The sequence below is a fragment of the Saccharopolyspora hattusasensis genome, from assembly GCF_050972075.1.
In the GTDB taxonomy this organism is placed as follows: domain Bacteria; phylum Actinomycetota; class Actinomycetes; order Mycobacteriales; family Pseudonocardiaceae; genus Saccharopolyspora; species Saccharopolyspora hattusasensis.
The window spans coordinates 6,374,126-6,399,058 of the sequence record NZ_JBPCDC010000001.1; the positions used below are offsets into that span (position 1 = coordinate 6,374,126).

Annotated in this window: 24 protein-coding genes; 15 read left to right on the top strand and 9 right to left on the bottom strand. The window is 69.9% G+C overall.

Annotated elements, in window-relative coordinates:
* Positions 1-181 precede the first annotated feature (181 nt).
* Complete coding sequence (gene ppgK / locus ACRXBZ_RS30565) at positions 182-943, bottom strand: polyphosphate--glucose phosphotransferase (protein ID WP_433881993.1); 762 nt, start codon at positions 941-943, stop codon at positions 182-184.
* Positions 944-1,045: 102 nt separating this feature from the next.
* On the opposite strand from ppgK, the gene ACRXBZ_RS30570 reads away from it, so the two are divergent.
* Complete coding sequence (locus tag ACRXBZ_RS30570) at positions 1,046-1,837, top strand: inositol monophosphatase family protein (protein ID WP_433884024.1); 792 nt, start codon at positions 1,046-1,048, stop codon at positions 1,835-1,837.
* An 87-nt stretch (positions 1,838-1,924) separates the two neighbouring features.
* Here ACRXBZ_RS30570 and cei read toward each other — a convergent pair whose 3' ends face one another.
* Positions 1,925-2,617 (bottom strand): envelope integrity protein Cei, encoded by a 693-nt coding sequence (cei, locus tag ACRXBZ_RS30575; RefSeq protein WP_433881994.1) that lies wholly within the window; start codon positions 2,615-2,617, stop codon positions 1,925-1,927.
* A gap of 479 nt (positions 2,618-3,096) precedes the next feature.
* Here cei and ACRXBZ_RS30580 point away from each other — a divergent pair, with 479 nt between their 5' ends.
* Positions 3,097-3,396 carry a DUF4193 domain-containing protein gene (locus ACRXBZ_RS30580; RefSeq protein WP_010695032.1) on the top strand — a complete coding sequence of 100 codons (300 nt, stop codon included), beginning with the start codon at positions 3,097-3,099 and terminating at the stop codon, positions 3,394-3,396.
* Between the two features lie 203 nt (positions 3,397-3,599).
* Here the strand turns inward: ACRXBZ_RS30580 and ACRXBZ_RS30585 are convergent, their stop codons facing one another.
* Entirely contained in the window at positions 3,600-4,106 is a 507-nt protein-coding gene (locus ACRXBZ_RS30585; protein ID WP_190817298.1) for a DUF3093 domain-containing protein, read from the bottom strand.
* A gap of 24 nt (positions 4,107-4,130) precedes the next feature.
* On the opposite strand from ACRXBZ_RS30585, the gene dut reads away from it, so the two are divergent.
* The 4 genes from dut to ACRXBZ_RS30605 all read left to right on the top strand — a co-directional run bounded on the left by dut (position 4,131) and on the right by ACRXBZ_RS30605 (position 6,570).
* The gene (dut, locus tag ACRXBZ_RS30590) at positions 4,131-4,622 is read left to right on the top strand and encodes a dUTP diphosphatase (protein ID WP_168587348.1); all 492 of its coding nucleotides are present in this window, start codon (positions 4,131-4,133) and stop codon (positions 4,620-4,622) included.
* Between the two features lie 4 nt (positions 4,623-4,626).
* The gene (locus ACRXBZ_RS30595) at positions 4,627-5,265 is read left to right on the top strand and encodes a DUF3710 domain-containing protein (protein WP_168587349.1); all 639 of its coding nucleotides are present in this window, start codon (positions 4,627-4,629) and stop codon (positions 5,263-5,265) included.
* 193 nt (positions 5,266-5,458) lie between these two features.
* Positions 5,459-5,836, top strand: coding sequence for an OB-fold nucleic acid binding domain-containing protein (locus tag ACRXBZ_RS30600; protein WP_168587350.1), 378 nt, complete (start codon positions 5,459-5,461; stop codon positions 5,834-5,836).
* Positions 5,833-6,570, top strand: a complete 738-nt coding sequence (locus ACRXBZ_RS30605; protein WP_168587351.1) for a DUF3159 domain-containing protein — start codon at positions 5,833-5,835, stop codon at positions 6,568-6,570. Before ACRXBZ_RS30600 ends, ACRXBZ_RS30605 begins: the two co-directional genes overlap by 4 nt.
* Positions 6,571-6,668: 98 nt before the next feature.
* Here ACRXBZ_RS30605 and ACRXBZ_RS30610 read toward each other — a convergent pair whose 3' ends face one another.
* A complete protein-coding gene (locus ACRXBZ_RS30610) occupies positions 6,669-7,340 on the bottom strand; it encodes a potassium channel family protein (RefSeq protein ID WP_168587352.1) in 672 nt (223 codons plus the stop codon).
* Positions 7,340-8,005, bottom strand: a complete 666-nt coding sequence (locus ACRXBZ_RS30615) for a potassium channel family protein (protein WP_433881995.1) — start codon at positions 8,003-8,005, stop codon at positions 7,340-7,342. The genes ACRXBZ_RS30610 and ACRXBZ_RS30615 overlap by 1 nt, the downstream gene beginning before the upstream one ends.
* A gap of 226 nt (positions 8,006-8,231) precedes the next feature.
* On the opposite strand from ACRXBZ_RS30615, the gene ACRXBZ_RS30620 reads away from it, so the two are divergent.
* The 8 genes from ACRXBZ_RS30620 (at position 8,232) to ACRXBZ_RS30655 (ending at position 18,526) form a co-directional block, all read left to right on the top strand.
* On the top strand, positions 8,232-10,259 hold the full coding sequence (locus tag ACRXBZ_RS30620; protein ID WP_433881996.1) for an APC family permease: 2,028 nt from the start codon (positions 8,232-8,234) through the stop codon (positions 10,257-10,259).
* Positions 10,231-11,466 carry a class I SAM-dependent RNA methyltransferase gene (locus ACRXBZ_RS30625; protein WP_433881997.1) on the top strand — a complete coding sequence of 412 codons (1,236 nt, stop codon included), beginning with the start codon at positions 10,231-10,233 and terminating at the stop codon, positions 11,464-11,466. The genes ACRXBZ_RS30620 and ACRXBZ_RS30625 overlap by 29 nt, the downstream gene beginning before the upstream one ends.
* A gap of 208 nt (positions 11,467-11,674) precedes the next feature.
* Positions 11,675-12,817, top strand: a complete 1,143-nt coding sequence (locus tag ACRXBZ_RS30630) for a hypothetical protein (RefSeq protein ID WP_433881998.1) — start codon at positions 11,675-11,677, stop codon at positions 12,815-12,817.
* Between the two features lie 1,031 nt (positions 12,818-13,848).
* Complete coding sequence (gene dxs / locus ACRXBZ_RS30635; protein ID WP_168587357.1) at positions 13,849-15,789, top strand: 1-deoxy-D-xylulose-5-phosphate synthase; 1,941 nt, start codon at positions 13,849-13,851, stop codon at positions 15,787-15,789.
* Positions 15,790-15,974: 185 nt separating this feature from the next.
* Positions 15,975-16,661: a response regulator transcription factor gene (locus ACRXBZ_RS30640; RefSeq protein WP_168587358.1), complete on the top strand. Its 687-nt coding sequence runs from the start codon at positions 15,975-15,977 to the stop codon at positions 16,659-16,661.
* A gap of 4 nt (positions 16,662-16,665) precedes the next feature.
* Positions 16,666-17,811 (top strand): sensor histidine kinase, encoded by a 1,146-nt coding sequence (locus tag ACRXBZ_RS30645; RefSeq protein ID WP_433881999.1) that lies wholly within the window; start codon positions 16,666-16,668, stop codon positions 17,809-17,811.
* Positions 17,812-17,873: 62 nt separating this feature from the next.
* Positions 17,874-18,125: a type II toxin-antitoxin system Phd/YefM family antitoxin gene (locus ACRXBZ_RS30650; RefSeq protein ID WP_433882000.1), complete on the top strand. Its 252-nt coding sequence runs from the start codon at positions 17,874-17,876 to the stop codon at positions 18,123-18,125.
* A complete protein-coding gene (locus ACRXBZ_RS30655; RefSeq protein ID WP_433882001.1) occupies positions 18,125-18,526 on the top strand; it encodes a type II toxin-antitoxin system VapC family toxin in 402 nt (133 codons plus the stop codon). The genes ACRXBZ_RS30650 and ACRXBZ_RS30655 overlap by 1 nt, the downstream gene beginning before the upstream one ends.
* Positions 18,527-18,610: 84 nt before the next feature.
* Here ACRXBZ_RS30655 and ACRXBZ_RS30660 read toward each other — a convergent pair whose 3' ends face one another.
* The 3 genes from ACRXBZ_RS30660 to ACRXBZ_RS30670 all read right to left on the bottom strand — a co-directional run bounded on the left by ACRXBZ_RS30660 (position 18,611) and on the right by ACRXBZ_RS30670 (position 22,699).
* Positions 18,611-19,192, bottom strand: a complete 582-nt coding sequence (locus tag ACRXBZ_RS30660) for a Uma2 family endonuclease (RefSeq protein ID WP_433882002.1) — start codon at positions 19,190-19,192, stop codon at positions 18,611-18,613.
* 109 nt (positions 19,193-19,301) lie between these two features.
* Complete coding sequence (locus tag ACRXBZ_RS30665) at positions 19,302-21,461, bottom strand: 3-hydroxyacyl-CoA dehydrogenase NAD-binding domain-containing protein (RefSeq protein ID WP_433882003.1); 2,160 nt, start codon at positions 21,459-21,461, stop codon at positions 19,302-19,304.
* Positions 21,458-22,699 (bottom strand): thiolase family protein, encoded by a 1,242-nt coding sequence (locus tag ACRXBZ_RS30670; RefSeq protein ID WP_433882004.1) that lies wholly within the window; start codon positions 22,697-22,699, stop codon positions 21,458-21,460. The genes ACRXBZ_RS30665 and ACRXBZ_RS30670 overlap by 4 nt, the downstream gene beginning before the upstream one ends.
* Positions 22,700-22,995: 296 nt before the next feature.
* On the opposite strand from ACRXBZ_RS30670, the gene ACRXBZ_RS30675 reads away from it, so the two are divergent.
* The gene (locus ACRXBZ_RS30675; RefSeq protein ID WP_433882005.1) at positions 22,996-23,544 is read left to right on the top strand and encodes a TIGR03086 family metal-binding protein; all 549 of its coding nucleotides are present in this window, start codon (positions 22,996-22,998) and stop codon (positions 23,542-23,544) included.
* 49 nt (positions 23,545-23,593) lie between these two features.
* Here ACRXBZ_RS30675 and ACRXBZ_RS30680 read toward each other — a convergent pair whose 3' ends face one another.
* Complete coding sequence (locus ACRXBZ_RS30680; RefSeq protein WP_433882006.1) at positions 23,594-24,841, bottom strand: HRDC domain-containing protein; 1,248 nt, start codon at positions 24,839-24,841, stop codon at positions 23,594-23,596.
* Positions 24,842-24,933 lie beyond the last annotated feature (92 nt).

Here is a 24,933-nt window from a genome sequence, read left to right on the forward strand (position 1 = left end):
GAACAACCCACCGGATTCAGCCCTGCTGTGTTGAGGAAACACCCGATGCCTGCCTCGGCTTTTTCCTCGACGAGGACTTCGAATCAAGTGGGCCGTGTTCCATTGTAGCTGCGATGCGGGGGTGCGGTTCCGCTGCAAGGCGGAGTCCGCGCGTCCCGACATGTGCTACGTGGTCGGCAGATCAGGTGTTATGCCTGGTCACGACTGCCGTCGCGGCCCCCACGATTCCCGCGTCGTTGCGGAGCGCCGCGGCCACCACGGGCGTGCGGGTCTCCAGCAGCGGAATCCACTTCTGACCCTTTCTGCTGACCCCGCCGCCGGCGATGATCAGGTCGGGCCAGATGAACTTCTCGAGCGCCTGGATGTAGTGGCTGACCCGCGGCGCCCACTGCTCGTAGGTCAGCTCCAGGTCGTCCTTCACCGAGGCCGCGGCCTGTTTCTCCGCGTCGCGACCGTCCACCTCGATGTGCCCGAACTCGGTGTTGGGCACCAGCTTGCCGTCCACGAACATGGCGCTGCCGATGCCGGTGCCGAAGGTCAGCACCACCACGAGGCCGCGGTGACCGGCGCCGGCCCCGCTGCGCATCTCCGCGGTGCCGGCGGCGTCGGCGTCGTTGAGCACCAGCACGTCGTCCCGGGTGCGGCCGAGCCGCTCCGCGAACAGCTCCTGGGCGTCCGTACCGATCCAGCCCTTGTCGATGTTCGCCGCGGTGAACGCGGTGCCGTCCTTGATCACGCAGGGCAGCGTGACGCCGACCGGACCAGTCCAGGAGAACTTCTCGACGATCTCCGCCACGGCATCCGCCACGGCGGACGGGGTCGAGGGCTGCGGAGTGGAGATCCGCATCCGCTCCTCGGCCAGCACGCCACCGGCGATGTCGACCGGGCAGCCCTTGATGCCCGACCCGCCGATATCAACGCCGAAACCGCGGGCAGTCGCCATGGCTAATCCTTCCTACTCGATTCAGATGAGGGTGTGCCGACCTTAACCGGGTTGTGTTGTGATGTGAACGTGGGATTGGCAGCAGAAGTAGACGCAAAAGACTTGTGCCAGGTAGCGGTGCGGATTGCTCGCGAGGCCGCAGATCTGGCCCGTACGGTGCGTGACGAAGCGGTCACCGATGGTGCGGTTCATACGAAGAGTACCGAGACCGATGTCGTCACGGCAGGTGATCGAGCGGTGGAGCGACTCGTACGGGAGCGGCTGGCGCAGCTGCGGCCCGGCGAGTCGGTGCTGGGGGAGGAGGAAGGCGGCGAAGGCGCGCTCGAAGGGCTGCGCTGGGTGGTCGACCCGATCGACGGCACCGTCAACTACCTGTACGGCTTCCCCTGGTACTCCGTTTCGCTCGCCGCGCAGCTCGACGGGCGTTCGGTGGCCGGTGCGGTGGTGGAGCCGGTTTCCGGCCGGGTGTGGAGCGCCGCCGCCGGGCACGGCGCCTTCCTGGACGGCCGCCCGCTGCGGGTCTCGAACGCCGACCGGCTCGACCTGTCACTGATCGGCACCGGGTTCGCCTACTCCGTGGAGCGCCGCACGGCGCAGGCCCAGGTGCTCGGTCGGCTGCTGGGCCAGGTGCGCGACATCCGGCGGGCCGGGGTGGCGTCGCTGGACCTGTGCGCCGTCGGCGCGGGCTGGTTGGACGGCATGTACGAGGCCGGCCTCAACCGGTGGGACTGGGCGGCTGGTGCGCTGATCGCCGCCGAGGCCGGTGCGGAACTGCGGCTGCCACAGCCGGGGTCGACCGACGGCTTGGGCGACGGGATGATCGTCTGCGCTGCGCCGGGGATCGCGGGGGAGCTGACCGACGCGCTGCTCCGCGCTGATGCTGGACGCGTCTGACCATCGGCGGATGACAGATGGAGGGCACGCCTGCTCGCCGCCTCCCGGGGCAGCGGGTGGAGGTGTCCTTCGCTCGGAACTGTTGCGTCAGCAGTGCACTTCGCGGGCCTTGTTGAGCAGCTCGCTATCGATCTGCGGCGGTGTCACCTCTTGGTGGGCCCCGCCCTGCTGGTCCCGCTGCGGCACCCAGTTCTCCAACTCCTGGAGCGCCTGCTTGGCTTCCGAGGTGGTCTTGATGTCGTCGAAGGCCGACCCCAGCGCGAAGTCGATGCTGGCGTCGTGGCGGTCGTCGCGCACCAGCTGGGCGCATGGCGCGATGAGGCTCAGCGTCCGCGCCCCGCTCACCCCGGCAACGCCGAAGCGGATCTGGCCGTGGCACTTCAGGTCGTAGTCGACGTAGACCGGATCGTTATCCGCGCCGCCCTTGGCGAAGCCGAGGCTGGCGAGCTCGTCGCTGACCAGCGACGCCTGCCGGGTCTCGCCGTTGCCGTTGAGCACCCGCACCTGCACGTCCTGCGGCGGGATCGGGTTGGTCGAATCGAGCGCGTTGCGCGGCAGCATCTGACCCAGCGGCACCGGTTCGGTGGTTTCTCCGCCCTGAGGCGCGGCGGTCGGCATCCCGGGCGGGTTGCAGGTGGTCGCGGCGTCGATGTCCTTCACCGAATCGAAGACCCGGGTCCACAGCAGTCCGGACAGCACCACGAGCCCGACCAGCACCGCCAGAGCGGGCAGTGGTCGACGCCGCCGGTAACGGGTTCGTCGCCCCGACCTTGCACTCACGGCTGACACGTCCCGCCCCTCCCTGGATGTTGCGACCAGCCTGCGCCCGTCTTCACTAGATCAGCCTATGCGTACAACTTGCGTCGCGCGGCGCTGGACGTCGCCACCGTGTCGCGGACGCCAGGCGTGGGCCGCTGAATCGATGCCGATGAGTGAACAGCCTGGGCACCGCATCACAAGGCGAATTGCTGGGCAACCGAAGAAGGCGACCGGGCGGCGCCGGAGGGTTGATCTTCGACGGCCCGCGGATGCAGCGAACACCACACCTATGGGTGACCCGATGCGTGCGCGGACTCGGCATGAGCTACCCTCTCGGCGCCTCACGGAGTGCCGGATGAGGCAAGTCGCTCATAACGGGGGAACTGAACGCGTTGCAGGGCGAGACCACGATCACTGTGCCAGCGGGCACAAAGTCGGGTCCTGGAACGTTTACCAGCGGCACACCATTGCAGTCTCCACTAACGCAGGGGTGAATCACGATGGCGACCGACTACGACGCTCCGCGCCGCGAGTCCGAGGACTTGGCCGAGGACTCGTTGGAGGAGCTGAAGGCGCGACGCAACGATGCGCAATCCGGCGTCGTCGACGAGGACGAAGGGGCGATCGCGGAGAACTTCGAACTGCCGGGCGCGGACCTGTCCGGCGAGGAGATGACCGTCAAGGTGCTCCCGAAGCAGGCTGACGAGTTCACCTGCTCGAGCTGCTTCCTCGTCCACCACCGCAGCCGGCTGGCCGAGAACCGCAACGGCCAGCCCGTTTGCCGCGACTGCGCCGCCTGATCCAGGCGGCCGGGCGTCGACGAGACCGGGAAGTGGCTGGGCACACGCTGACGGCGTGTGCCCAGTTGTTTTGCGGACCGATCCCGCACGGCCGTGCGTCGTCGTGCGACGAACGCGCGGCGGTGCCGGTTCGCGCGGGCCGAGCCGAGTCGCTGCGCCGTTTCGAAAGTACTTTCGGGACGGTCAGCGCTCGCCCGCCGCGTTCACGCCTTCTTCAGGGCGGCGATAAGTTCTTCGGGACGCCGGGTGCTGACCACCCAGTACGGGGTGGGGTCGTCCGGGTCGTTCAACCAGATCCGCACCGAGGTTCGGATCCACGAGCGGTGCACCATGAACGCGGCCGGGTCCAGGTCCGGGCCGAGCGCTTGCCGCTGCTCGGCGGGGGTGATGACCTCGACCTCGTCGATGAACCGCAGCGGCAGGTGGGCATCGCCGACCCACAGCTCACCCCCGGTGACCTCGACCTTGATCCGGCCCAGCCAGATCGGGATCGCGATGGCCAGCGTGATGAGCACGACGTAGGGCAACCACGCGCGCACGCCCGGGTAGCCCATGTGCACCGTAGCGGCCATGATCGCGGCACCGATCACCGGCAACGGCCACGTCCACCAGGACGCGTACAACCGTTCGCGGAACACCGGACGTCCCTCCGCATTCGCCTGACCGGGGGTGTCCCCGGCGATGCTGACCGCTTCTCCGCTTTCCGACACGGCTTCAGGGTAGTCTCGCCGCCCGTGTCGAACGTGAAGGTCCTGCTGACCCGACTTGACCCCGATGTGCCGCTGCCCGCGTACGCGAAACCAGGCGACGCCGGTGCGGATCTGGTGACCACCAGCGACGTGGTGCTCGAACCCGGCGAACGAGCCGTGGTAGGTACGGGTATCGCGGTGGCGCTGCCTGAGGGCTACGCGGGTTTCGTGCACCCGCGTTCGGGCCTGGCCGCCAAGGCGGGGTTGAGCGTGGTCAACGCACCGGGCACCGTTGATTCTGGGTACCGCGGTGAGATCAAGGTCTGCCTGATCAACCATGATCGTGAGGTACCGCTGTCGCTGCGGCGCGGTGACCGGATCGCCCAGCTGGTCGTGCAGAAGGTCGAGCAGGCGGTGTTCCAGGAGGTCGCCGAGCTGCCGGCGTCACAGCGAGGTGCCGGGGGCTACGGGTCCACCGGTGGGCACGAGGTGCTGGCGGTCTCGGGGGCCGAGGCCGGCCACAGGACGGAGGGCTGAGGGGATGTTCGGATGGGGCCGCGGGCACGGCAAACGCGCCGATGACGCCGCTGCGGACGCGGAGCTGAGCGCCGAGGAGCAGGACTTCGCGGAAGGTGGTCCGTTCGACGAGAGCGAGGCGCCCGACGACCAGGTGGAGCGGCTCGACCTCGGTTCGGTGCGGCTGCCGGTGCCGGACGGCGGCCAGCTGCAGGTGGAGGTCGACCCGGCCGGCCCGGTGCGCGCCGTGCACCTGGTCACGCAGGTCGGCCGGTTGACGGTCAGCGCGTTCGCAGCGCCGCGCAGCAGCGGGCTGTGGGCGGAGGTCAGCGCGGAACTCGCTGATCAGCTGCGCAAGGACGGTGCCCAGGTGCACGCGGAGCGGGGCGACTGGGGAACCGAGCTGGTGGCCGACTCGCCGAAGGCGGCGCTGCGGTTCGTCGGGGTGGACGGCCCGCGGTGGCTGCTGCGCGGCGTCGCGGCCGGACCGGCGGAGCACGCCGAGGAGTGCACGAAACTGCTGTACGCGGTCCTCGACGAGACCATCGTGGTACGCGGTGCCGAACCGATGCCGGTGCGCACGCCGCTGCCGATCCAGCTGCCGGAGGCGATCCTGCGCCACATTCAGCAGGCCCAGGCCCAGAACAACGGCCAACCGGGCTGAACCGGTTCGACCGGGCCCGAAACGGGAAAATTCCTGTTCTTTCCGTTTCGCGCGTTTCCGGTGGATCACGGAATAGCCGATCGGGCGGGTCAAGTTCGTAATCCCGCAGGGCCCGCGACGACGCCGTTGCGGACGGCTACGCTGGGGGTGCACGGGCTGCGAGTCGAGCCCCGGAAGCGCACAGGAGCGCTAGATGAGCAAGACCGACGGCGGCTACTGGCGTCGCCTCGTACGCCGCCTGACCAGCGACGTCGCCGAGCTTGACGCCGACGACCTCTCGCAGCGGTCCCAAGCCGGTGGAGCGCAGCGCGCGAGCGACTGCCAGTGCGGGCAGGAGGCCGTGGTGCTCGGCCGGGTGCGCAGCGTGGGCCTGTGCCCGAAGGCATCGGCCCCGACGCTGGAGGCCGAGCTGTATGACGGCACCGAGGATGTGACCTTGGTCTGGCTGGGGCGCCGCCGGATTACCGGGATCGAACCGGGACGCATCATCAAGGCCCGGGGCCGGATCGCGGTCCGCGACGGGCGCAAGGTGCTTTACAACCCCTACTACGAGTTGCAGAACACCGCATGAGCGAACGCGATGCATCCGCCGCCGGGCTGCCCGCCCAGGACGCGGCCGACCACCAGCCGGACCAGACCGCGCAGCGCGCAGCCGCCCCCGAGAAGACTTTGCTCGAACAGATGGGCGGCGTCGGGGGGCTCGCCTACTCGGCGGTCCCGATCGTGGTCTTCGTACTGGTCAGCTCCTTCACCTCGCTGATGCCGGCGATCTGGTCGGCGATCGGCGTGGCGATCGCGATCGCGATCTTCCGGATGGTGCGCAAGGAACCGCTGCAGCCGGCCATCTCCGGTGTTCTCGGGGTTGCGGTGTGCTCGTTCATCGCCTACCGCTCCGGCGACGCCAAGGGCTTCTTCCTGCTGGGCATCTGGACGAGCCTTATCTACGGCGGGGTGTTCCTGGTGTCGGTGCTGGCCCGCTGGCCGCTGGTCGGCGTGGCCTGGTCGGCGCTGAACGGGCTGGGCTTCTCCTGGCGCAAGCAGCGTCGAGCGCTGCGCGGCTACGACCTGGCGACGCTGGCCTGGACCGTGGTGTTCGCGGCGAAGTACGTGGTGCAGCAGTGGCTGTATGACTCGGACCAGACCGGCTGGCTGGCGTTCGCCCGGATCGCGATGGGCTACCCGCTGACCGGCCTGGCGCTGATCGTCACGGTCTGGGCGATCCGCCGCGCTGCGAAGGTCGCCGAGCAGGAGAAGGCCGAGGCCGGGCAGGCCGGAACCCTCGACTCCAAGCCCTCGATGGGCTGACCCCGGTGCTCTGACGACCCGGCGATTTCGCGCGAAATCGCCACCTGCCAGGCGTGCCGAACGTCGATTTCGCGCGAAATCGCCACCCGTGGAATCCGTCAGTCGGTGGGTTGGCGGTCGTGGATGATCGCCCGGATCTGCTGCTCGACGTCGGCGGTGGCCACGAACAGCATTTCGTCTCCCGCCTCCAGCGGGTCGTCGGCCTGCGGGACGATCACCCGGCCGCCGCGCAGAATGGTGACCAGCGCCGCATCGGAGGGCAGCTTCAGGTCGCGGACCCGGCGCCCGGCCAGCGGGGTGGTGTCCGGCAGCGTCACCTCGACCAGGTTGGCCTGGCCCTGGCGCAGCGTCATCAGCCGCACGAGGTCGCCGACGTTGACGGCCTCCTCGACCATCGCGGCCAGCATCCGGGGCGTGGACACCGCGACGTCAACGCCCCACGCCTCGGTGAACAGCCACTCGTTGAGCGGGTCGTTGACGCGCGCCACCACGCGGCGCACCGCGAACTCCGTCTTCGACAGCAGCGACACCACCAGGTTGACCTTGTCGTCGCCGGTGGCCGCGATGACCACGTCGCAGGACTCCAGCCCGGCTTCCTCCAGCGACGCCAGCTCGCAGGCGTCGGCGAGCATCCACTCCGCGCCGCGGATGTTCTGCGGGTGGTAGTTCTGGACGCTCCGCTCGATCAGCAGGACCTCGTGGTCGCCTTCGAGCAGCTCCCGCGCGATGGACTGGCCGACCGCGCCGGCGCCCGCGATCGCGATGCGCATTACTCGCTCTCCTCGGGTGTGCGGCGGGCCGCCGCCGTGACGTCGGTGACGGTGCCGGACAGCGCCGCCACGTAAACCGTGTCGTCGGCCTGGATGACGGTCTTGGCGTCCGGGAGCACCCCGTTGCCGAACCGCATTATGAACGCCACCCGGGCGCCGGTGGTGGCCTCCAGCTCGGCGACCCGGCGGCCGACCCAGCCGTCGTCGAGCGGCAGCTGCAGGACCGCGACGGTGCCGGAGGGCTCCCGCCACGCCGTGGCGACGCCTTCGGGCAGCAGCATGCGCAGGAACCGGTCGGTCGTCCACGGCACCGTGGCCACCGTGGGGATGCCCAGCCGCTGGTAGACCTCGGCGCGCTTCGGGTCGTAGATCCGCGCCACGACGTGCTCGATGCCGAAGGTCTCGCGGGCCACCCGGGCCGAGACGATGTTGGAGTTATCCCCGTTGGACACCGCGGCGAAGGCGGCCGCCTGCTCGATCCCCGCTTCGACCAGGATTTCGCGGTCGAAGCCGTTGCCGGTGACCTGCTGGCCGCGGAAGTCCTTGCCCAGGCGGTGGAACGCCTGCGGGTTCTTGTCCACCACGGCCACGGTGTGATCGAGCCGTTGCAGGGCCGCGGCCAGGGAGGCCCCGACCCGGCCGCAACCCATGATCACCACGTGCACGACGCTGTCTCCTCGCTGCGGGTTCTGGCGACGACCTCGCGATCGTCTGCCGACCGTACCTTCACGGACGCGGGTCCGGTCCGGTTCGCGCCCGTCGGTTCCGGGCTGCTGCACCGTACCGGGTGAGGCGTCTACATGAGCAGGGCGGAGGTCCGGATGTGACCTGAGAGGAATTCCGGCGACCAGGGTCGCCTGCCGACCCACCTTTGCGCTTACGCTCTGTGCCGTGTCCAAGCTCGCAACCGCGGCGAAACGGTTGATCGTCGGTCGCCCGTTCCGCAGCGATCGCCTCGCGCACACGCTGCTGCCCAAGCGCATCGCCCTGCCGGTGTTCTCCTCCGACGCCATGTCGAGCGTCGCCTACGCGCCCGAAGAGATCCTCCTGGTGCTCTCGGTGGCCGGCGTGTCCGCCTTCGCGGTGAGCCCGTGGATCGGGATCCTGGTCGCGCTCGTGATGGTCACGGTGGTCGCCTCCTACCGGCAGAACGTGCGCGCCTACACCTCCGGCGGCGGCGACTACGAGGTGGCCTCCGTCAACCACGGCCCCCGGTGGGGGCTGGTGGTGGCCAGCGCCCTGCTGGTCGACTACATCCTCACGGTCGCGGTGTCGATCTCCTCGGCCGCCGCGAACATCGGCTCGGTCATCCCGTTCGTCGCGCAGCACAAGGTGCTGTTCGCCGTCGGTGCGATCGTGCTGCTGACCGCGCTGAACCTGCGCGGCGTCCGCGAGTCCGGTTCGCTGTTCGCGATCCCGACCTACGCCTTCGTGATCGGCGTCCTCGGCATGATCGGCTGGGGCTTCTTCCGCACCTTCGTACTCGGCCAGGAGATGCCGGCCGAGAGCGCGAACTTCCAGATCTTGCCGGACGAAACCCAGATGGCCGGGGTGGCGTTCGTGTTCCTGGTGCTGCGGGCGTTCTCCTCCGGCAGCGCGGCGCTGACCGGTGTCGAGGCGATCAGCAACGGGGTGCCGGCCTTCCGCAAGCCGAAGTCCCGCAACGCGGCCACCACGCTGGCGCTGATGGGTGGCCTCGCGGTCACGATGTTCATGGGGCTGCTGATGCTGGCCCAGATCACCGGCGCGGTGATCGCCGAGGATCCGGCGCGCCAGCTGATCGGCGCGCCGCCCGGTTACGAACAGAAGACGTTGGTCGCGCAGCTGGCGGGCGCGGTGTTCGCGGGATTCCCGCCCGGCGTCTGGTACCTGGTGTTTTTCACCGGCCTGATCCTGGTGCTGGCCGCCAACACGGCGTTCAACGGTTTCCCGGTGCTGGGTTCGATCCTGGCGCAGGACCGGTTCCTGCCTCGCCAGCTGCACACCCGCGGCGACCGGCTGGCGTTCTCCAACGGCATCCTGTTCCTGGCCGCCGGGGCGATCACCCTGGTGTTCGCCTTCGAGGCCGAGGTCACCCGGCTGATTCAGCTCTACATCGTCGGCGTGTTCGTGTCTTTCGTGCTCAGCCAGAGCGGCATGATCCGGCACTGGAACCGGCTGCTGGGCAAGGAGACCGATCCGCAGGCGCGGCGGCGGATGCGGCGCGCGCAGATGATCAACACTTTCGGCCTGTTCATGACGGCCAGCGTGCTGGTGATCGTGCTGATCACCAAGTTCACCCACGGCGCCTGGATCGCGATCGCCGCGATGGCCGCGATCTACGTGCTGATGACGGCCATCCACCGGCACTACGATCGGGTCGGCGAGGAGCTCAAGCAGCAGGAGGCGGACGCGGTGCTGCCGTCGCGCAACCACGCGCTGATCCTGGTCTCCAAGCTGCACCTGCCGACCATGCGGGCGATCGCCTACGCGCGCGCCACCCGGCCGGACGTGCTCGAGGGCGTCACAGTCAACGTCGACGACGAGGACACCCGAGAGCTGACGAAGCGCTGGGAGGCGGAGGAACTCCCGGTGCCGTTGAAGGTGCTTGAGTCGCCGTACCGGGAGATCACCCGGCCGGTGCTGGAATACGTCAAGCGGATCCGGCGGGACAGCCCGCGCGACGTGGTGACCGTGTTCATCCCCGAATACGTCGTCGGCCACTGGTGGGAGCAACTGCTGCACAACCAGAGCGCGCTGCGGCTGAAGAGCCGACTGCTGTTCCAGCCGGGCGTGATGGTCACCAGCGTGCCGTGGCAGCTGGAGTCGTCTACGCGGGTCCGCCAGAAGCAGCTCACCTCGATGCCGGGCGCGACCCGGCGCGGGCTGGGTACGAACGGGAAGGTGAGCAGTGACCGAAAGGCCGGACTGGACCGGTAGGCGGCTGGAGATCGAGATCGGGCCGGTCGCGCACGGCGGCCATTGCGTGGCCCGGTATGAGGGCCGGGTGGTGTTCGTCCGCCACGCGTTGCCCGGCGAGGTCGTCGTCGCCGAGGTCACCGAGGACGCCGGCGGCGGCTTCTGCCGGGCCGATGCGGTCGAGGTGCTGACCGCGGCGGAGGGCCGGGTGAGCCCGCCGTGCCCGCTGGCGGACATGGCGCTCGGTCGCGACCGGTGCGGTGGCTGCGACTGGCAGCACGCCGCCGGCGAGACGCAGCGGGAGCTCAAGGCCGCAGTGATCGCCGAGCAGCTGCAACGTATCGCCGGGATCGACTGGCCGGTGCGGGTGCGGGAACTGCCCGGTGGGTTGCTGCGTTGGCGGAGCCGGGCGCGGCTGGCCGTGGACCGTAAGGGGCAGGCGGGATTCCGCGCGCACCGCAGCCACCGGGTGATCCCGGTCGAGGACTGCCCGATCACCGTCGGGGGCGCGCTGAGCGAGGTCACAAACCGCCGGTGGCGCCCGGGTGCGGAGCTGACGGTGGCGGCCGATGCCGCGGGCGAGGTGCACGTGACCGCGGTGGACAACAAGCCGCAGCGGCGTCACGCGCGCGCCGTCGTCAGGCAGGTGCAGGGCAGCGGGGTGGCTCGCGAATCCGCGGGCGGGCGGCCGTTCGACGTTGCCGTGCAGGGCTTCTGGCAGGTGCACAAGGCCGCGCCGGACACCTTCACCGAGGTGGTTTCGCGCCTGGCGGCAGCGCCGGAGGGTGGCGTGGCCTGGGATCTCTACGGCGGGGTGGGCTTGTTCGCGGCGCCGCTCGCGGAGCAGGTCGGCCCGGCGGGTTCGGTGGTGCTGGTCGAGTCGTCGAGGCGTGCGGTGGAGGACGCGGTGGCGAACCTGCGGGACCTGCCGCAGGTGTCGTTCCGCGCGGGCATGGTGGAGGATTTGGCCACCGACGAGGACCTGCCGACCCCGGACGTCGTGGTGCTGGACCCGCCGCGCAAGGGCGCCGGTCGGGATGTGGTGGACGCGGTGACGTCGCGTCGCCCGGCGCGGATCGTGCACGTCGCGTGCGATCCGGCGGCGCTGGCGCGGGACGTGGGGTTGTTCGCGGGGCGCGGCTACCGGATGACCGAGCTGGAGGCCTTCGACGCCTTCCCGATGACGCACCACATCGAGTGCATCGCTTTGCTGGAGCCGGTCGGCTGAGCGCCGTTTCCCGGCTCGCGCTGTTCCGCTCGACGGCGAGCTGTCGTCGCGGGGCGACGTGCGGTCGTTGACTTGCGCAGCGGGCCGCGCAAGCGTTCGGGGGACCGCAGTTCCGACCGGAACTGCGGTCCAGCCGGTGGGGCGCGGTTGAGATTGCCGCGCACCAGGTGCCGGCGGACGCCCGGTCCCAGAAACGGGAGTTCTTGAGATGACCCAACGCGAACACCTGCCGGAAGTCCTCCCGGCTCCGCCCGAGTCCGGAGCCGAGGTGCGGCCCGTCGCCGGCCAGGGAACATCCGCGCCGGAGGCCGTGCCGGGACGCCGGGTTATCGCGTTTCTATTGGCAGCACTGGGAATCGTGCTGCTCCCCGCAGGCCTGCTGGCGCTCGGTCTGTCCACTGTGCCCGGTTATTTCACCGGCTGGGCCGCGGGGTGGATCGGGACCGCGGCGGTGGTGTGGCTGGTGGACTCCCGCACGCCGCGGCGCTGGCCGGGCTGGGCGCTGCTCGCCGCGGTGCCGCAGGCGTTCGTGAACGTCCTGTTCGCCGCGCCGATAGGCCTGATCTCGCTGGTCGCCGTGGCCGCTTCGCCCGCCTTGGCGACGTTGGCGGGCCGGCGGTTCGCGCAACCGGCGAAGGATCTCGCCGAACTGGATGTGGAGATCCCGGTGCCACTCGACGCGCTCGGCAGCGGGCGCCTGCTGATCGGCCGGGACCGGATCGTGCTCGCCCAGACCGCTCGCGGCAGCGGCGGGCGGGTCCGGCAAGCGCTGCCGCTGGCCGAGCTGGCCCTCGCGCAGCCCGGCGAGATCGGCGGTGGCGAGGACGGCTGGTGGCCGCTGCCGGGAGGCGCTGGCATCCGCCTGCGCCGTGGGCCGGCGCTCCGCTTGGTCGCCGGGATGCAGCAGTGGATCGTGCACGTGGCCGACCCGCAACTGGTCGCCTCGATCGTCCGGCGGCGCGCCACCGCGGCTTGGCCGCTGCGCACGGGCCCGCAGGATTCCGCTTCCTGGCATCGGCTGCGCACCTGGGCCGTCGGTCGCATGACGACGGTGCGCCGCGGCCGCCAAGCACAGGCCTATCCGGGATTCCGGGCCCTGCTCGGCAGCGCGCTGGCGGTGTTCGGCTCGATGCTGCTGACCACCGCGATCGGCCGTGGCGTCGGAGATCCGGTGCTGTGGATTGTGGCGGTCGTCGTGCTGGGCTCGGGAGTGCTCCTGGCCGTCGGCTGGCTGCGGGTGCGCCGCCGCCTCGACCAGGCGGAACTGCACCAGCTACCACCGGGGAGCCCGCCGTGGGGAGACCTCCGCCCGGATCACGCCCCGATCCCGGACTGGCGCCCGTTCATGTGAAGCGTGCGGGGTGCCCTTGGCCGAGCTGCTGGGCTGTCCGAGCAACTGGGCGAAGGGCGCCCTCACCTCGAAAATCCACTCGCACGGATGAAGCGTGAAGGGCGTCTTTGGGCGAGGCAGTTGTTCGAAGGCACCCTTCGCCAGGAGAAATTCGCTCGTTCAGGTTCGTTGTTGGGGCCCTCGGGGAGGTCCAGCTTCTCCGGGGTCGACGGGGGTTGTGCCGATCCGTCCGAATAGGACGGGCTGCCGTCGTCGTCGTACGGGTTGTTGTCTACGTTGTCCGGGGCGCCGTCGCCGGGGATGTGCTGGCCGTGGATGGAATTGACGCTGCGGTTGTCGAGACTGTCCACATTGGCCCGTGCACCGCGCCCTCCGATGACTCGAACCGCCAGCCCTGGCTGTTCTCGCCCGACACCCGGCTGTCGCCGCGGCCGTTGCCCCTCCCACATCGCGCGTTCAGGCCCTCGTGCCGGCTCTGCATGCCGACGGTCACCCCGCCCACGCCGCCGAAGATCGTCCCCGAAGTGAGATCGCCCCAGCCCGGCGCTTCGCCAGTCCGGTGAAGGCATCGGCGGCCGACTGCGAGCCGGCCTCGTCGTTGCCCAGCACTCGCTTTCCGCCTGAAGCACCCCATTGAGCTTGTCCAGTGGCGCCTGAAGTTTGTCCGCCGCGCCGCCGCCTGGGCCTCCTGCGACTGCGCGGTCTGCCGCTGCGAGCCTTCCAGCAGTGACGACACCTGCTCGCGCATTGCCGCGTTGCGCGCCTCCAGCTCGGCCCTTCGTCCATCCGAATTGGTCATTTCGGCCCTTCCTGGGATGGTCCGCCGAAGGCCGGCAACATCGGCCGTTCGGCGGAACACGAACGCGCGGGCTCCCGGCCTCGGATCGCTCCGCGTTCCGTCACGCACCACACCGGGCCGTCGGCAGCCCGCTCCGTAGACTGGGGCGAGCTATGCATCGCGGCGGAGCCAGGCAGCCAGCCGGCCCCAGCGTGCGAATGAACCCGACCGGCACGACAAGTGAGGTGGAACGGTGACGCTGCTGGGGTCCGTGCACAGTCCGGCCGACGTCAAGCGACTTAAGCACGCTGAGCTGGTGCAACTGGCCTCAGAGATCAGGCACTTCCTGATCGAGAAGGTGTCCCGCACCGGTGGGCACCTGGGGCCGAATCTTGGCGCGGTGGAGCTGACCCTGGCCGTCCACCGGGTGTTCGACTCGCCGCAGGACGCCATCGTGTTCGACACCGGTCACCAGGCGTACGTGCACAAGATCATCACCGGTCGGCAGGACGGCTTCGACCGGCTGCGCAAGCGCGACGGCCTCTCCGGCTACCCGTCGCGCACCGAGAGCGACCACGACCTGGTGGAGAACAGCCACGCCTCGACGGCGCTGTCCTACGCCGACGGCCTGGCCCGGTCCTTCCAGCTCAGCGGCGAGCCGCGGCACGCGGTGGCGGTCGTCGGCGACGGCGCGCTCACCGGTGGCATGTGCTGGGAGGCGCTGAACAACATCGCCGCCGACCAGGAGCGCCCGGTGGTGATCCTGGTCAACGACAACGGCCGGTCCTACTCGCCGACGATCGGCGGCCTCGCCGAGCACCTCGCCGCGCTGCGCTTGAACCCCAGCTACGAGAAGGCGCTGGAGAGCGGCCGCCGCACGCTGCGCAACCTCCCGGTGGTCGGGCGCTCGCTCTACACCGGCCTGCACGCGGCCAAGAGCGGCATCAAGGACGCGATCAGCCCGCAGGTGATGTTCTCCGACCTCGGCATCAAGTACCTGGGCCCGGTCGACGGCCACGACCTGCGCGCGATGGAACATGCGCTGCAGATGGCCAAGTCCTTCGGCGGCCCGGTGATCGTGCACGCGGTGACCCGCAAGGGCAACGGGTTCGCCCCGGCCGAGAACGACCAGGCCGAGCAGATGCACCAGGTCAAGGTGATCGACCCGGAGACCGGGCTGCCGACCAAGCCGGCCCCGAAGACCTGGACCGACGTCTACGCCGAGGAGTTGGTGCGCATCGGAGCCGAGCGCCCGGACGTGGTGGCCATCACCGCCGCGATGCTCGGCCCGACCGGGCTGAAGAAGTTCGGCGAGGCCTACCCGGACCGCTGCATCGATGTGGGCATCGCCGAACAGCACGGCATGACTTCGGCGGCGGGGCTGGCGATGGGCGGCATGCACCCGGTGTTCGCGGTGTACTCGACGTTCCTTAACCGCGCGTTCGACCAGCTGCTGATGGACGTGGCGCTGCACAAGCAGCCGGTCACGGTGACTCTGGACCGCTCCGGGATCACCGGCGACGACGGCGCCAGCCACAACGGCATGTGGGACTTGTCGATCCTCGGCCTGATCCCGGGCATCCAGGTCGCGGCGCCGCGCGACGCGGTGACGCTGCGCGAGGAGCTGCGCGAGGCGGTCGCCGTCGACGACGGGCCGACCGTGGTCCGGTTCTCCAAGGGCTCGGTGATCGAGGAGGTCCCGGCCGTGGAGCGGGTCGGCGGGGTGGACGTGCTGCGCCGCCCGGCTGCCGGTGAGAGCGACGACGTGCTGCTGGTCGCGGTTGGCGCGTTTGGGGAGTTGGCGGTGGCCGCGGCGGAGCGGCTCTCGGCGCAGGGCATCGGGGTCACCGTCGTCGATCCGCGCTGGGTGGTGCCGGTGCCGGGGCAGATCGTCGAGCTGGCCGAGCAGCACCGGCTGGTGGTCACCCTGGAGGACTGCGGGCGGCACGGCGGCTTCGGCTGGGCGCTGGCGGCGGCGCTGCGCGACGCGGAGCTGGACGTACCGCTGCGCGATCTGGCGGTGCCGAACCAGTTCCTGACCCACAAGTCGCGCGACGAGGTGCTTTCCGAGCTGGGGCTGACCGAGCAGGACATCGCCCGCCGCATCACAGAGTGGGTCGCCAACCAGCGCGGGTCCCGCGTGTCGCTGCGGGTCGCAGCCGACAACGAGCGCCCGGAAGCGGCGAGCGGCTGACGCCGAAGAGCGCGATTTCCATGGAAATCGAAGGCCTGATTTCAATGGAAATCGCACCCGGTCGGTGTGTCGGGTGCCCGACACACCGGAGCCTGTGGATAACTCGCCGCGATTTCCATTGAAGTTGCGGTGGGGCGGCGAGTGGTCGGCCGGGCTGCGCCTGGCCGCTGTGGCAGGGTGAACGTGTGCGAATCCTGGTCGTCGAGGATGAGAAGCCGCTGGCCGATGCGATAGCTCGCGGGCTGCGCCGGGAAGGCATGGCCGTGGACGTCGCCTACGACGGAGAAAGCGGCCAGGAGAAGGCGTCGATCACCCGGTACGACGTGCTGGTGCTCGACCGGGACCTGCCGGGCATGTCCGGTGACGAGCTGTGTAGTCGGTTGGTGTCCTCCGGCGAGCTGACCCGGGTGCTGATGCTCACCGCCAGCGGCACGGTCGAGGACCGCGTCGCCGGGCTGTCCCTGGGCGCCGACGACTACCTGGCCAAGCCGTTCGCGTTCGCGGAGCTGATCGCCCGGGTCCGGGCGCTGGGGCGTCGCGCCACTCCGGCGCAACCGCCGCTGCTGACCGCGCTGGAGTTGGAGCTGGATTCCGCGCGGCGCACCGTGCACCGCGGGGACGGCGAGGTCGAGCTGACCCGCAAGGAGCTCGGCGTGCTTGAGGTGCTGCTGTCGGCAGGCGGCGCGGTGGTCAGCTCCGAGGAACTGCTGGAACGGGTGTGGGACGAGAACGCCGACCCGTTCACCACGACGGTGCGGGTCACGATGATGACGCTGCGCAAGAAGCTGGGGGAGCCGAGCATCATCGAAACCGTGGTCGGCTCCGGCTACCGGGTGCCGTCGGCGGGCCGCACCGAGCACGCTCGGGACTGAGCCGATGTGCGGGGCCGCCCGATCGATCACCCGCCGGGGTCCGGGACTGCGAACGCGGTTGACCCTGCTGGCGACGGCGCTGGTCGCTGCGGTCAGCGGGCTGCTGCTGTGGCTGGGATGGGTGCTGGTCGGCAACGTGGTGGCCGCGGTGCCCCGATTGCCCGCGGGACCACCGGTCCGGGTGCACGGCGTAGACGTGCCTGCGGAACTGCTCGGCGAGGCGTTGCGCGACTCCGCGCGGCAGCAGGTCCTGCTGATCGGCGGGTTCGCCTTCGTCGCCGTGGTGCTGGCGGCCGCGCTGCTGGCGTGGACGGTGACCGGCCGGGTGCTGCGGCCGCTGCACGACGTGACCGATGCCGCACGCCGGTTGTCCGCGGAGTCTTTGGATGAACGGATCGAGTTGACCGGTCCGCGCGACGAGGTCGCCGAGCTGGCCGACACCTTCGACGCGATGCTCGACCGGCTGCAAGCGGCGTTCGACTCGCAGCGCAGGTTCGTTGCCAACGCGAGTCACGAGCTGCGCACGCCGTTGTCGGTGATCCGCACGGAGCTCGACGTCACGCTGTCGGACCCCGACGCCGACGAGGCGGAGCTGCGCCGGATGGCCGATGTGGTCCGCGAGGCGACGGCGCGCGCGGAGCGGCTGGTGGAGGCCCTGCTCCTGTTGGCTCGCACCGAAGGTGCGGAGTTGGCGGTGAGGGAGCCGGTGGACCTCACGGGGCTCGTGGGACGCGCCCTGCGCGCGGTGGAGCAGGAGGCGCGGCAGCGCGGACTGCGCATCAAGTGTTGTGCGGAACCGGCGTTCGCCGTCGGCGATCCGGCGCTGCTGGAGCGCGTCGCGGGCAACCTGCTGGAGAACGCGGTGCGGCACAACGTCGACGGTGGTTGGGTGGAGATCAGCGCTAGCAGCGATCCACAGTGGACAACCGTGCGGGTGGCGTCGTCGGGGCCGGGAATCCCGGCGGAACAAGTGGAATCCCTCTTCGAGCCGTTTCGTCGGGCAGGAGTCCAACGAACGGCCCGGAACGGAGCGGGCCTTGGCCTGTCGATCGTCCAAGCGGCGGCGAAGGCCCACCACGGCCGAGTCCGGGCGGAACCCCTCCCAACCGGCGGCCTCGCGGTGACGGTCCAACTCCCCGCTGCGCCGTGACCTGGATGACATGTAGAACATTGGCGTTCTACACTCTGGTCATGAGCGAGGTGTCGGTCCGCATGCTGAACCAGGAGACGTCGAGCGTCCTGGCCAGAGTCAAACACGGCGAAGAAATCGACATCACCGAGCGCGGTGCCATCATCGCCAGGATCATTCCTGCGCATCCCCACCCTCTCGGCGAGCTGATCGCTTCTGGGAAGTTCCGCCCGCCGACTCTGGAGGGGGCGATGCCCCGGCCACTCGGCCCTGTTCGAACTGACGTGGACGCGAGCGCGCTCATCCGTGAGCTACGAGATGAGCAGCGTTACTAGTGATCTACCTCGACAGCGCTGCGCTCATCAAGCTGGTGAGACGGGAACGAGAAAGCGACGCACTGGCGGATTGGTTGGAGCAACAGCCGAATGTACCGTTGGTCGCATCTGCGCTCGTCGAGGTGGAGGTTCCGCGGGCACTACGACGGTACGAACCGAACTTGCTCAGCGCCGTCCCCGCCGTTCTGAAGCGGATCGGCGTCTACGACATTGACGACGTGGTACGAGCTACGGCCGCTGCGTACCAAGATGTCCTGCTGCGTTCACTCGACGCGATTCACCTTGCGACGGCACATGCGATCTTCGGTTCGCACCTGACGGCATTCGTGACCTACGACCATCGTCTCCACAAGGCGGCCGAAGATGTTGGATTGCCAGTCGCACAACCAGGAACGGTTTGAACGACGCGAAAGCTGCGACCCGCCCCGCAACGGAGCGGGCTTGGGTTGTCAGTCCAAGCAGCGGCTACGGCCCACGTTCGAAGCTCAAAGCCTCAGCGAGGCCACGTCGAGTTCGAACGGAACCGGGCTCGCGGCGATCCGCGCGCTCCCGTGACCGGCCTGTGTGGTTGCGTCGCACACGTACCGGCCGTTTTCGAGGCGGTACGCGGCCAGTTCGGTCGGCCCACCGCGGTCCTGAGCGACGCTCCAGAAGAACGGGATGCCAGCTCGTTCGCAGGCCTGGAACTTCTCCTGCTGCTCGCTGGAGGTGTTGCCTGGGGACCAGATCTCGCCGATGAGCAGGACGTTCCCGGGCTGGAACGACGTGCCGACGGGCGGCGTGTCGAGGACCACGAAATCGGGGATGAGGGCCGAGCGATAACTCGTGCTGATCTCGATGCCGATACCACCGACCGCGTAGAGATCGGTTCGCTTCGCCGAGTTGATGGCCTGGTCGAACATCGAGATGATGCGCTTCTCCGCCCACTGGTGCTGTCCGCTCGGCGGTGGCGTCACGAGCCAGTACCCCTCGATGAGTTCCAGTCGCGAACCGTCCTCACGGGCGGGGAGCGCGTGCCAGTCGGCGATCGTGAACGGCCCGAGTTCGTGCTGGACAAGCGCGGTCACCGGTCATCACCTCGTTTCCGTCCGCTCCATCATGGCAGAACAAGGGACTGGACTTCACGCGCGCGAACGGGGCCGGAGCGTTTGCCGCCCCGGCCCCTCTTGCACATGATCAGGCCGGGACGGAGGCCACTCCCGGGGCGAGGAAGCGCTTGCCGTTGACCTTCTCCGCGATGCCCGCGCGGTCCAGGTACGGCGTGACGCCGCCAAGCCAGAACGGCCAGCCCGCACCGAGGAGCATGCACAGGTCGATGTCCTGCGCCTCCGCGACCACGCCCTCGTCGAGCATGATCCCGATCTCCTCGGCCAGCGCGTTCAGCGCCCGCTCGCGGACCTGCTCGGACGTCGACGGCTTGTCGCCCTGCTCCCACAGCGCCGCGACCTCGGGGTCCACGACTTGCCCGCCCGTCGCCCGGCCATCCACGGAGGCGCTTCGCGCAGCTGACTGACTGGACTCGTCGGTGATCCACACCGCGGTCTTGCCCGCGTCGACGAACCGCTGCATGTTGTCGCTGAGGCCGAACCGGTCCGGGTAGGCCGCGTGCATCGTCTCGTTGACGTGCTGGGCGACCGCGGGGCCGACCAGCTGCAGCAGCACCATCGGGGTCATCGGCAGGCCCAGCGGCTCCAGTGCGTCGTCGGCCACGTCGAACGGCGTGCCCTCGTCGATGGTCGCGATGACCTCGCCCATGAACCGGGTCAGCAGCCGGTTCACCACGAACGCCGGCGCGTCCTTGACCAGCACGCACGACTTCTTCAGCTGCTTGCCGACCTTGAACGCCGTCGCCAGCGCCGCGTCGTCGGTCTGCTCGCCGCGCACCACCTCCAGTAGTGGCAGCATCGCGACCGGGTTGAAGAAATGGAAGCCGACGACCCGCTCCGGGTTCCTCAGCTTCGAGCCCATCTCGGTGATCGACAGCGACGAGGTGTTGGTGGCCAGGATCGCCTCGGGGGAGACATGCTCCTCCAGCTCGGCGAACACCTGCTGCTTGACCGACATCTCCTCGAAGACGGCCTCGATGACGAAGTCGGCGTCGGCGAACGCCCTCTTGTCCAGCGAGCCGGTGACCAGTGCCTTGAGCCGGTTCACCGCGTCCGTCGACAGGCGGCCCTTGGCGGCGAGCTTGTCGATCTCGCCGTGGATGTAGCCCACGCCGCGGTCGATGCGTTCCTGGTCGACGTCGGTGATCACCACCGGCACCTCCAGGCGGCGCACGAACAGCAGCGCCAGCTGACCGGCCATCAGCCCGGCGCCGACCACGCCGACCTTGGTGACGTTGCGCGCCAACGACTTGTCGGGCGCCCCGGCGGGCCGCTTGGCGCGCTTCTGGGTCAGGTCGAAGGAGTAGAGCCCGGAGCGCAGCTCGTCGGACATCAGCGCGTCGGTCAGCGCCTCGGTCTCGGCGGCGTAGCCCGCGTCGAGGTCGTTGCCCCTGGCCAGCTCGATCAGCTCGACGGCCTTGGTCACCGCGGGGGAAGCACCGTGGGTGCGGGACTCGACGATGCCCTTGGCGCGGGCGACGGCGTCGTCCCAGGCCTTGCCGCGGTCGATCTCCGGGCGAGTCACAACCTGCTCGCCGTTGACCACCCGGACCGCCCACCGCACCGACTCCTCCAGGAAGTCCGGGCTCTCCAGCAGCTCGTCGAAGATGCCCAGCTGACGGGCCTTCTTCGGGTTGAGCATCCGGTTCTGGCTGAGCGCGTTCTCGATAATCACCGACACCGCGGCATCCGGCCCGATCAAGTTCGGCAGCAGCTGGGTGCCGCCCCAGCCCGGGAACAGGCCCAGGAAGCACTCCGGGAACGCGATGGCGCCCGCGTTCGACGCCACCGTCCGGTAGTGGCAGGACAGCGCCAGCTCCAGGCCGCCGCCGAGCGTCGCGCCATTGACGAACGCGAAGGTCGGGATCTTCGACTCGGTGAGCCGGCGGAACACGTCGTGCCCGGCCTGGGCGATCTGGTGGGCGTGCTCTCGCTCGGTGATCCGCCCGATGCCGGAGAGGTCCGCGCCCACGGCGAACACGAACGGCTTGCCGGTGACCGCGATGGCCGCTGGCTCGGCGGCGAACGCCTCGTCCAGCGCGGCCTTCAGGCTGGCCAGACCGCCCGGGCCGAAGGTGGACGGCCGGGTGTGGTCATGGCCGTTGTCGATGGTGATCAGCGCGAGCTTGCCGCCCAGGCCGGGCACGTCGACGAGCCTGGTGAACGCCTTGGTCACCACTTCGTCGGGGAACAGCGCCGCGAAGTCCGTCGTCGAAGTTCCGACTGTCATCGGGCGCCTCCTGCGTTGTAGTTCGGGTTTTCCCAGATGACCGTTCCGCCCATGCCGAAGCCGATGCACATGGTCGTGATGCCGTAGCGCACCTCGGGGCGCTCGGCGAAGTGCCGGGACAGCTGGGTCATCAGCCGCACGCCGGAGGACGCCAGCGGGTGACCGCAGGCGATCGCGCCGCCCCACGGGTTGACCCGCGGATCGTCGTCGGCGATGCCGAAGTGCTCCAGGAACGCCAGCACCTGCACGGCGAAGGCCTCGTTGATCTCGAACAGGCCGATGTCGTCGATGGTCAGCCCGGCGCGCTGCAGCGCCTTCTCGGTGGCGGGCACCGGTCCGACGCCCATCACCTCCGGCTCCACGCCGGCGAAGGCGTAGCCGACCAGCCGCATCCCGACCGGCAGGCCGAGCTCGGCGGCGGTGTCCGCGTCGGCCAGCAGGCAGCCCGTCGCGCCGTCGTTGAGGCCCGCGGCGTTGCCCGGGGTGACCCGGCCGTGCGGCCGGAACGGCGTCTTCAGACCGCTCAGCGCTTCGACCGTGGTGCCCGGGCGTGGCGGCTCGTCGGTGGTGGCCAGGCCCCAGCCCTGCTCGGAGCGGGTGGACACCGCGACCAGGTCCGGCGTGATCTTCCCGGCCCGTAGAGCCTCGTCGTAGCGCTGCTGGCTCAGGGCCGCGTAGGCGTCGGTGCGCTGCTTGGTCAGCGTCGGGAACCGGTCGTGCAGGTTCTCCGCGGTCGAGCCCATGATCAGCGCCGACGGGTCGACGATCTGGTCGGAGACGAAGCGCGGGTTGGGGTCGACGCCCTCGCCCATCGGGTGGTTGCCCATGTGCTCGACGCCGCCGGCGATCGCCACGTCGTAGGCACCGAAGGCGATGCCGCTGGACACGGTGGTCACCGCCGTCATGGCGCCGGCGCACATCCGGTCGATGGCGAAGCCGGGGACCGACTTGGGCAGCCCGGCCAGCAGCGCCGCGCTGCGGCCGATGGTCAGGCCCTGGTCGCCGATCTGGGTGGTGGCGGCGATGGCGACCTCGTCGATGCGCTCCGCCGGCAGTTCCGGGTGCCGCCGCAGCAGCTCCCGGATGACCTTGACGACCATGTCGTCGGCGCGGGTCTGGGCGTACTGGCCCTTCGAACCGGCCTTGCCGAACGGCGTGCGTACGCCGTCGACGAAGACCACGTCCCGAACCGCTTGGCGGCTGCGGCTGTCGGCGGGTGCCGACGCAGGTGCGGCCACGGCGTGCTCCTCACTGGCTTGGTGGATGGTGCCGACCGGATCAGACCGTCTCTACCGGCCGGGAACCGCACTCTAGCGCTTATTACCCACCGGTAACCACATGGGCGCGCGTGTCGGCTGTCTCACATCTTGATCAGCGCCTCCGTCGGTGGCCACTTCTAGGCTGACTCCGTGCTGTACGTGCCTACGGCGGTGGCCCCGGACCTGGCTTCGGACCTCGCGCCCGGGCGCGCTCGTCGGCCGCTGAAGTCCGATCCGTACACGACAGGCGGCTCGTAATGGTTCAGGCTGACGGCATGAGCGAAACCTCCGAGCGCTACCGAGCGCTGGCTGCCGAGTTCACCCGCCGAGTCGAGGCGGTGCCCGCTGACACGTGGGCGACGCAGTCTCCCTGCGAAGGCTGGACCACGCTGGACGTCCTGCGCCACGTCATTGATCTGCACCGCGACATCCCCAGCTGGGCGGGCTTGACGGTCACCCTGGCGAAGGTTGTCGACGATAACCCGTTTGGAGCGTGGTTGGAGGCCCGCGACGCACTCCAAGCGCTGCTCGACGATCCGCAGCGGGCGCGGCAGGAGTACGACGGGATGTTCGGCCGCACCACGGCCGAGGCGACGATCGACCGGTTCCTGTGCTTCGACCTGCTCGTGCACGGATGGGACATCGCCAGGGCCACCGGACAGGACGAGCGGCTGCCGGCGGAAGAGGTGACGAGGGTGTACGCCGATGTTCTCGCCCTTGGGGACAACATCCGGCACAAGGGAGTCTGCGGCCCAGAGGTCCGCATCGCCGACGACGCGCCCGAGCAGGACCGCCTGCTCGCCTTCCTCGGCCGCAAACCGTAGTCGACGATCCCGTGCGGCGGCTCCGCGCGGAACCGCCGCCCGGCGAACGTCAGTCCGTGGCCGTCGCGTGGAGGGCCTTGCTCAGGGCCTCGGACGTGAGGTTGATCTGCCACTCGCGGGCGCCCTTGTCGCGCAGCAGCCCGGCCACGCCGTAGGCGCTGCGGTCCTCCGGCGGGGTCCAGCAGGTCCGCCGGACCAGGTCGGGGAGCAGCAGGTTCTCCACCGGCAGGTTGTTGCGCTCGGCGATCTTCGACAGCGCCGAACGCGCCGCGGACAGCCGCGCCGCGGCCGCCGGATCCCGGTCGGCCCAGCGGTTCGTCGGGGGCGGGCCCTCGTGCGGTGAGGCCGGGGCCGGCAGCTCGTCGTTCTCCAGCCGACGCGCCGCCCGCAGGGCCTGCAACCACATCGCGGCCCGGCGCCGTTGCTGACGCCCGCCGAACACCGGCAGGGCGACTAGGTCGGCCTCGGTCTTCGGATTGGCCTGCGCGGCCTGCACGATCGAGGAGTCCGGCAGCACGCGTCCCGGCGCGAGATCGCGATCCCGCGCGACGTTGTCCCGGGTCTCCCACAGGGCTCGAACGGCCGCCAGCTGTCGAGGATTGCGCACCCGGTGAATGCCGGACGTGCGGCGCCAAGGCTCGGCACGCGGCGCGGCGGGCGCGGCGGTGCGGACCGCCTCGAACTCCTCGTGCGCCCAGTCCAGCTTGCCCTGCCGCTCCAGCTCGTCGCGCATCGCGTCGCGCAGGGCGGTCAGCAGCTCCACATCCAGTGCGGCGTACACCAGCCAGTCCTGGGGGAGCGGTCGGCGAGACCAGTCCGCCGCACTGTGGCCCTTCTCCAGCCGGTAGCCGAGCATGCGCTCCACGAGCGCACCGAGCGACACGCGCTCGAACCCGGCGAGCCGACCAGCCAGTTCGGTGTCGAACAAGCGCGCCGGACGCAGGTCGAGCTCGGCGAGACACGGCAGGTCCTGCGACGCCGCGTGCAGCACCCACTCCGCGTCGGCCAAGGCCGGCAGCAGCGGATCAAGCGCACCGTCCAGCGCGATCGGGTCCACCAGCACGGTGCCAGCGCCTTCTCTGCGGAGTTGCACCAGGTAGGCGCGTTGCGAGTAGCGGTAACCCGAAGCGCGCTCGGTGTCCACGGCGACCGGTCCGGTCCCCGCAGCCAGTGCGTCTGCGGCCGCGTTCAACGCGGCCGGTGTGTCCACCACCGGCGGCACGCCGTCGGTGGGTTCGGTCAACAACACCGGCTCCGGGCGGTCGGACCCAACGGTCTCGGGGCTTGCAGCTTCCACGGCTACCAGACCTTACGTGCTTCGGCCCGCGCCGTGGGGCCACTCCACCCGAGCTCGTCGGGTCGACCGCCCGATGCAGGTGCGTCAGCGTC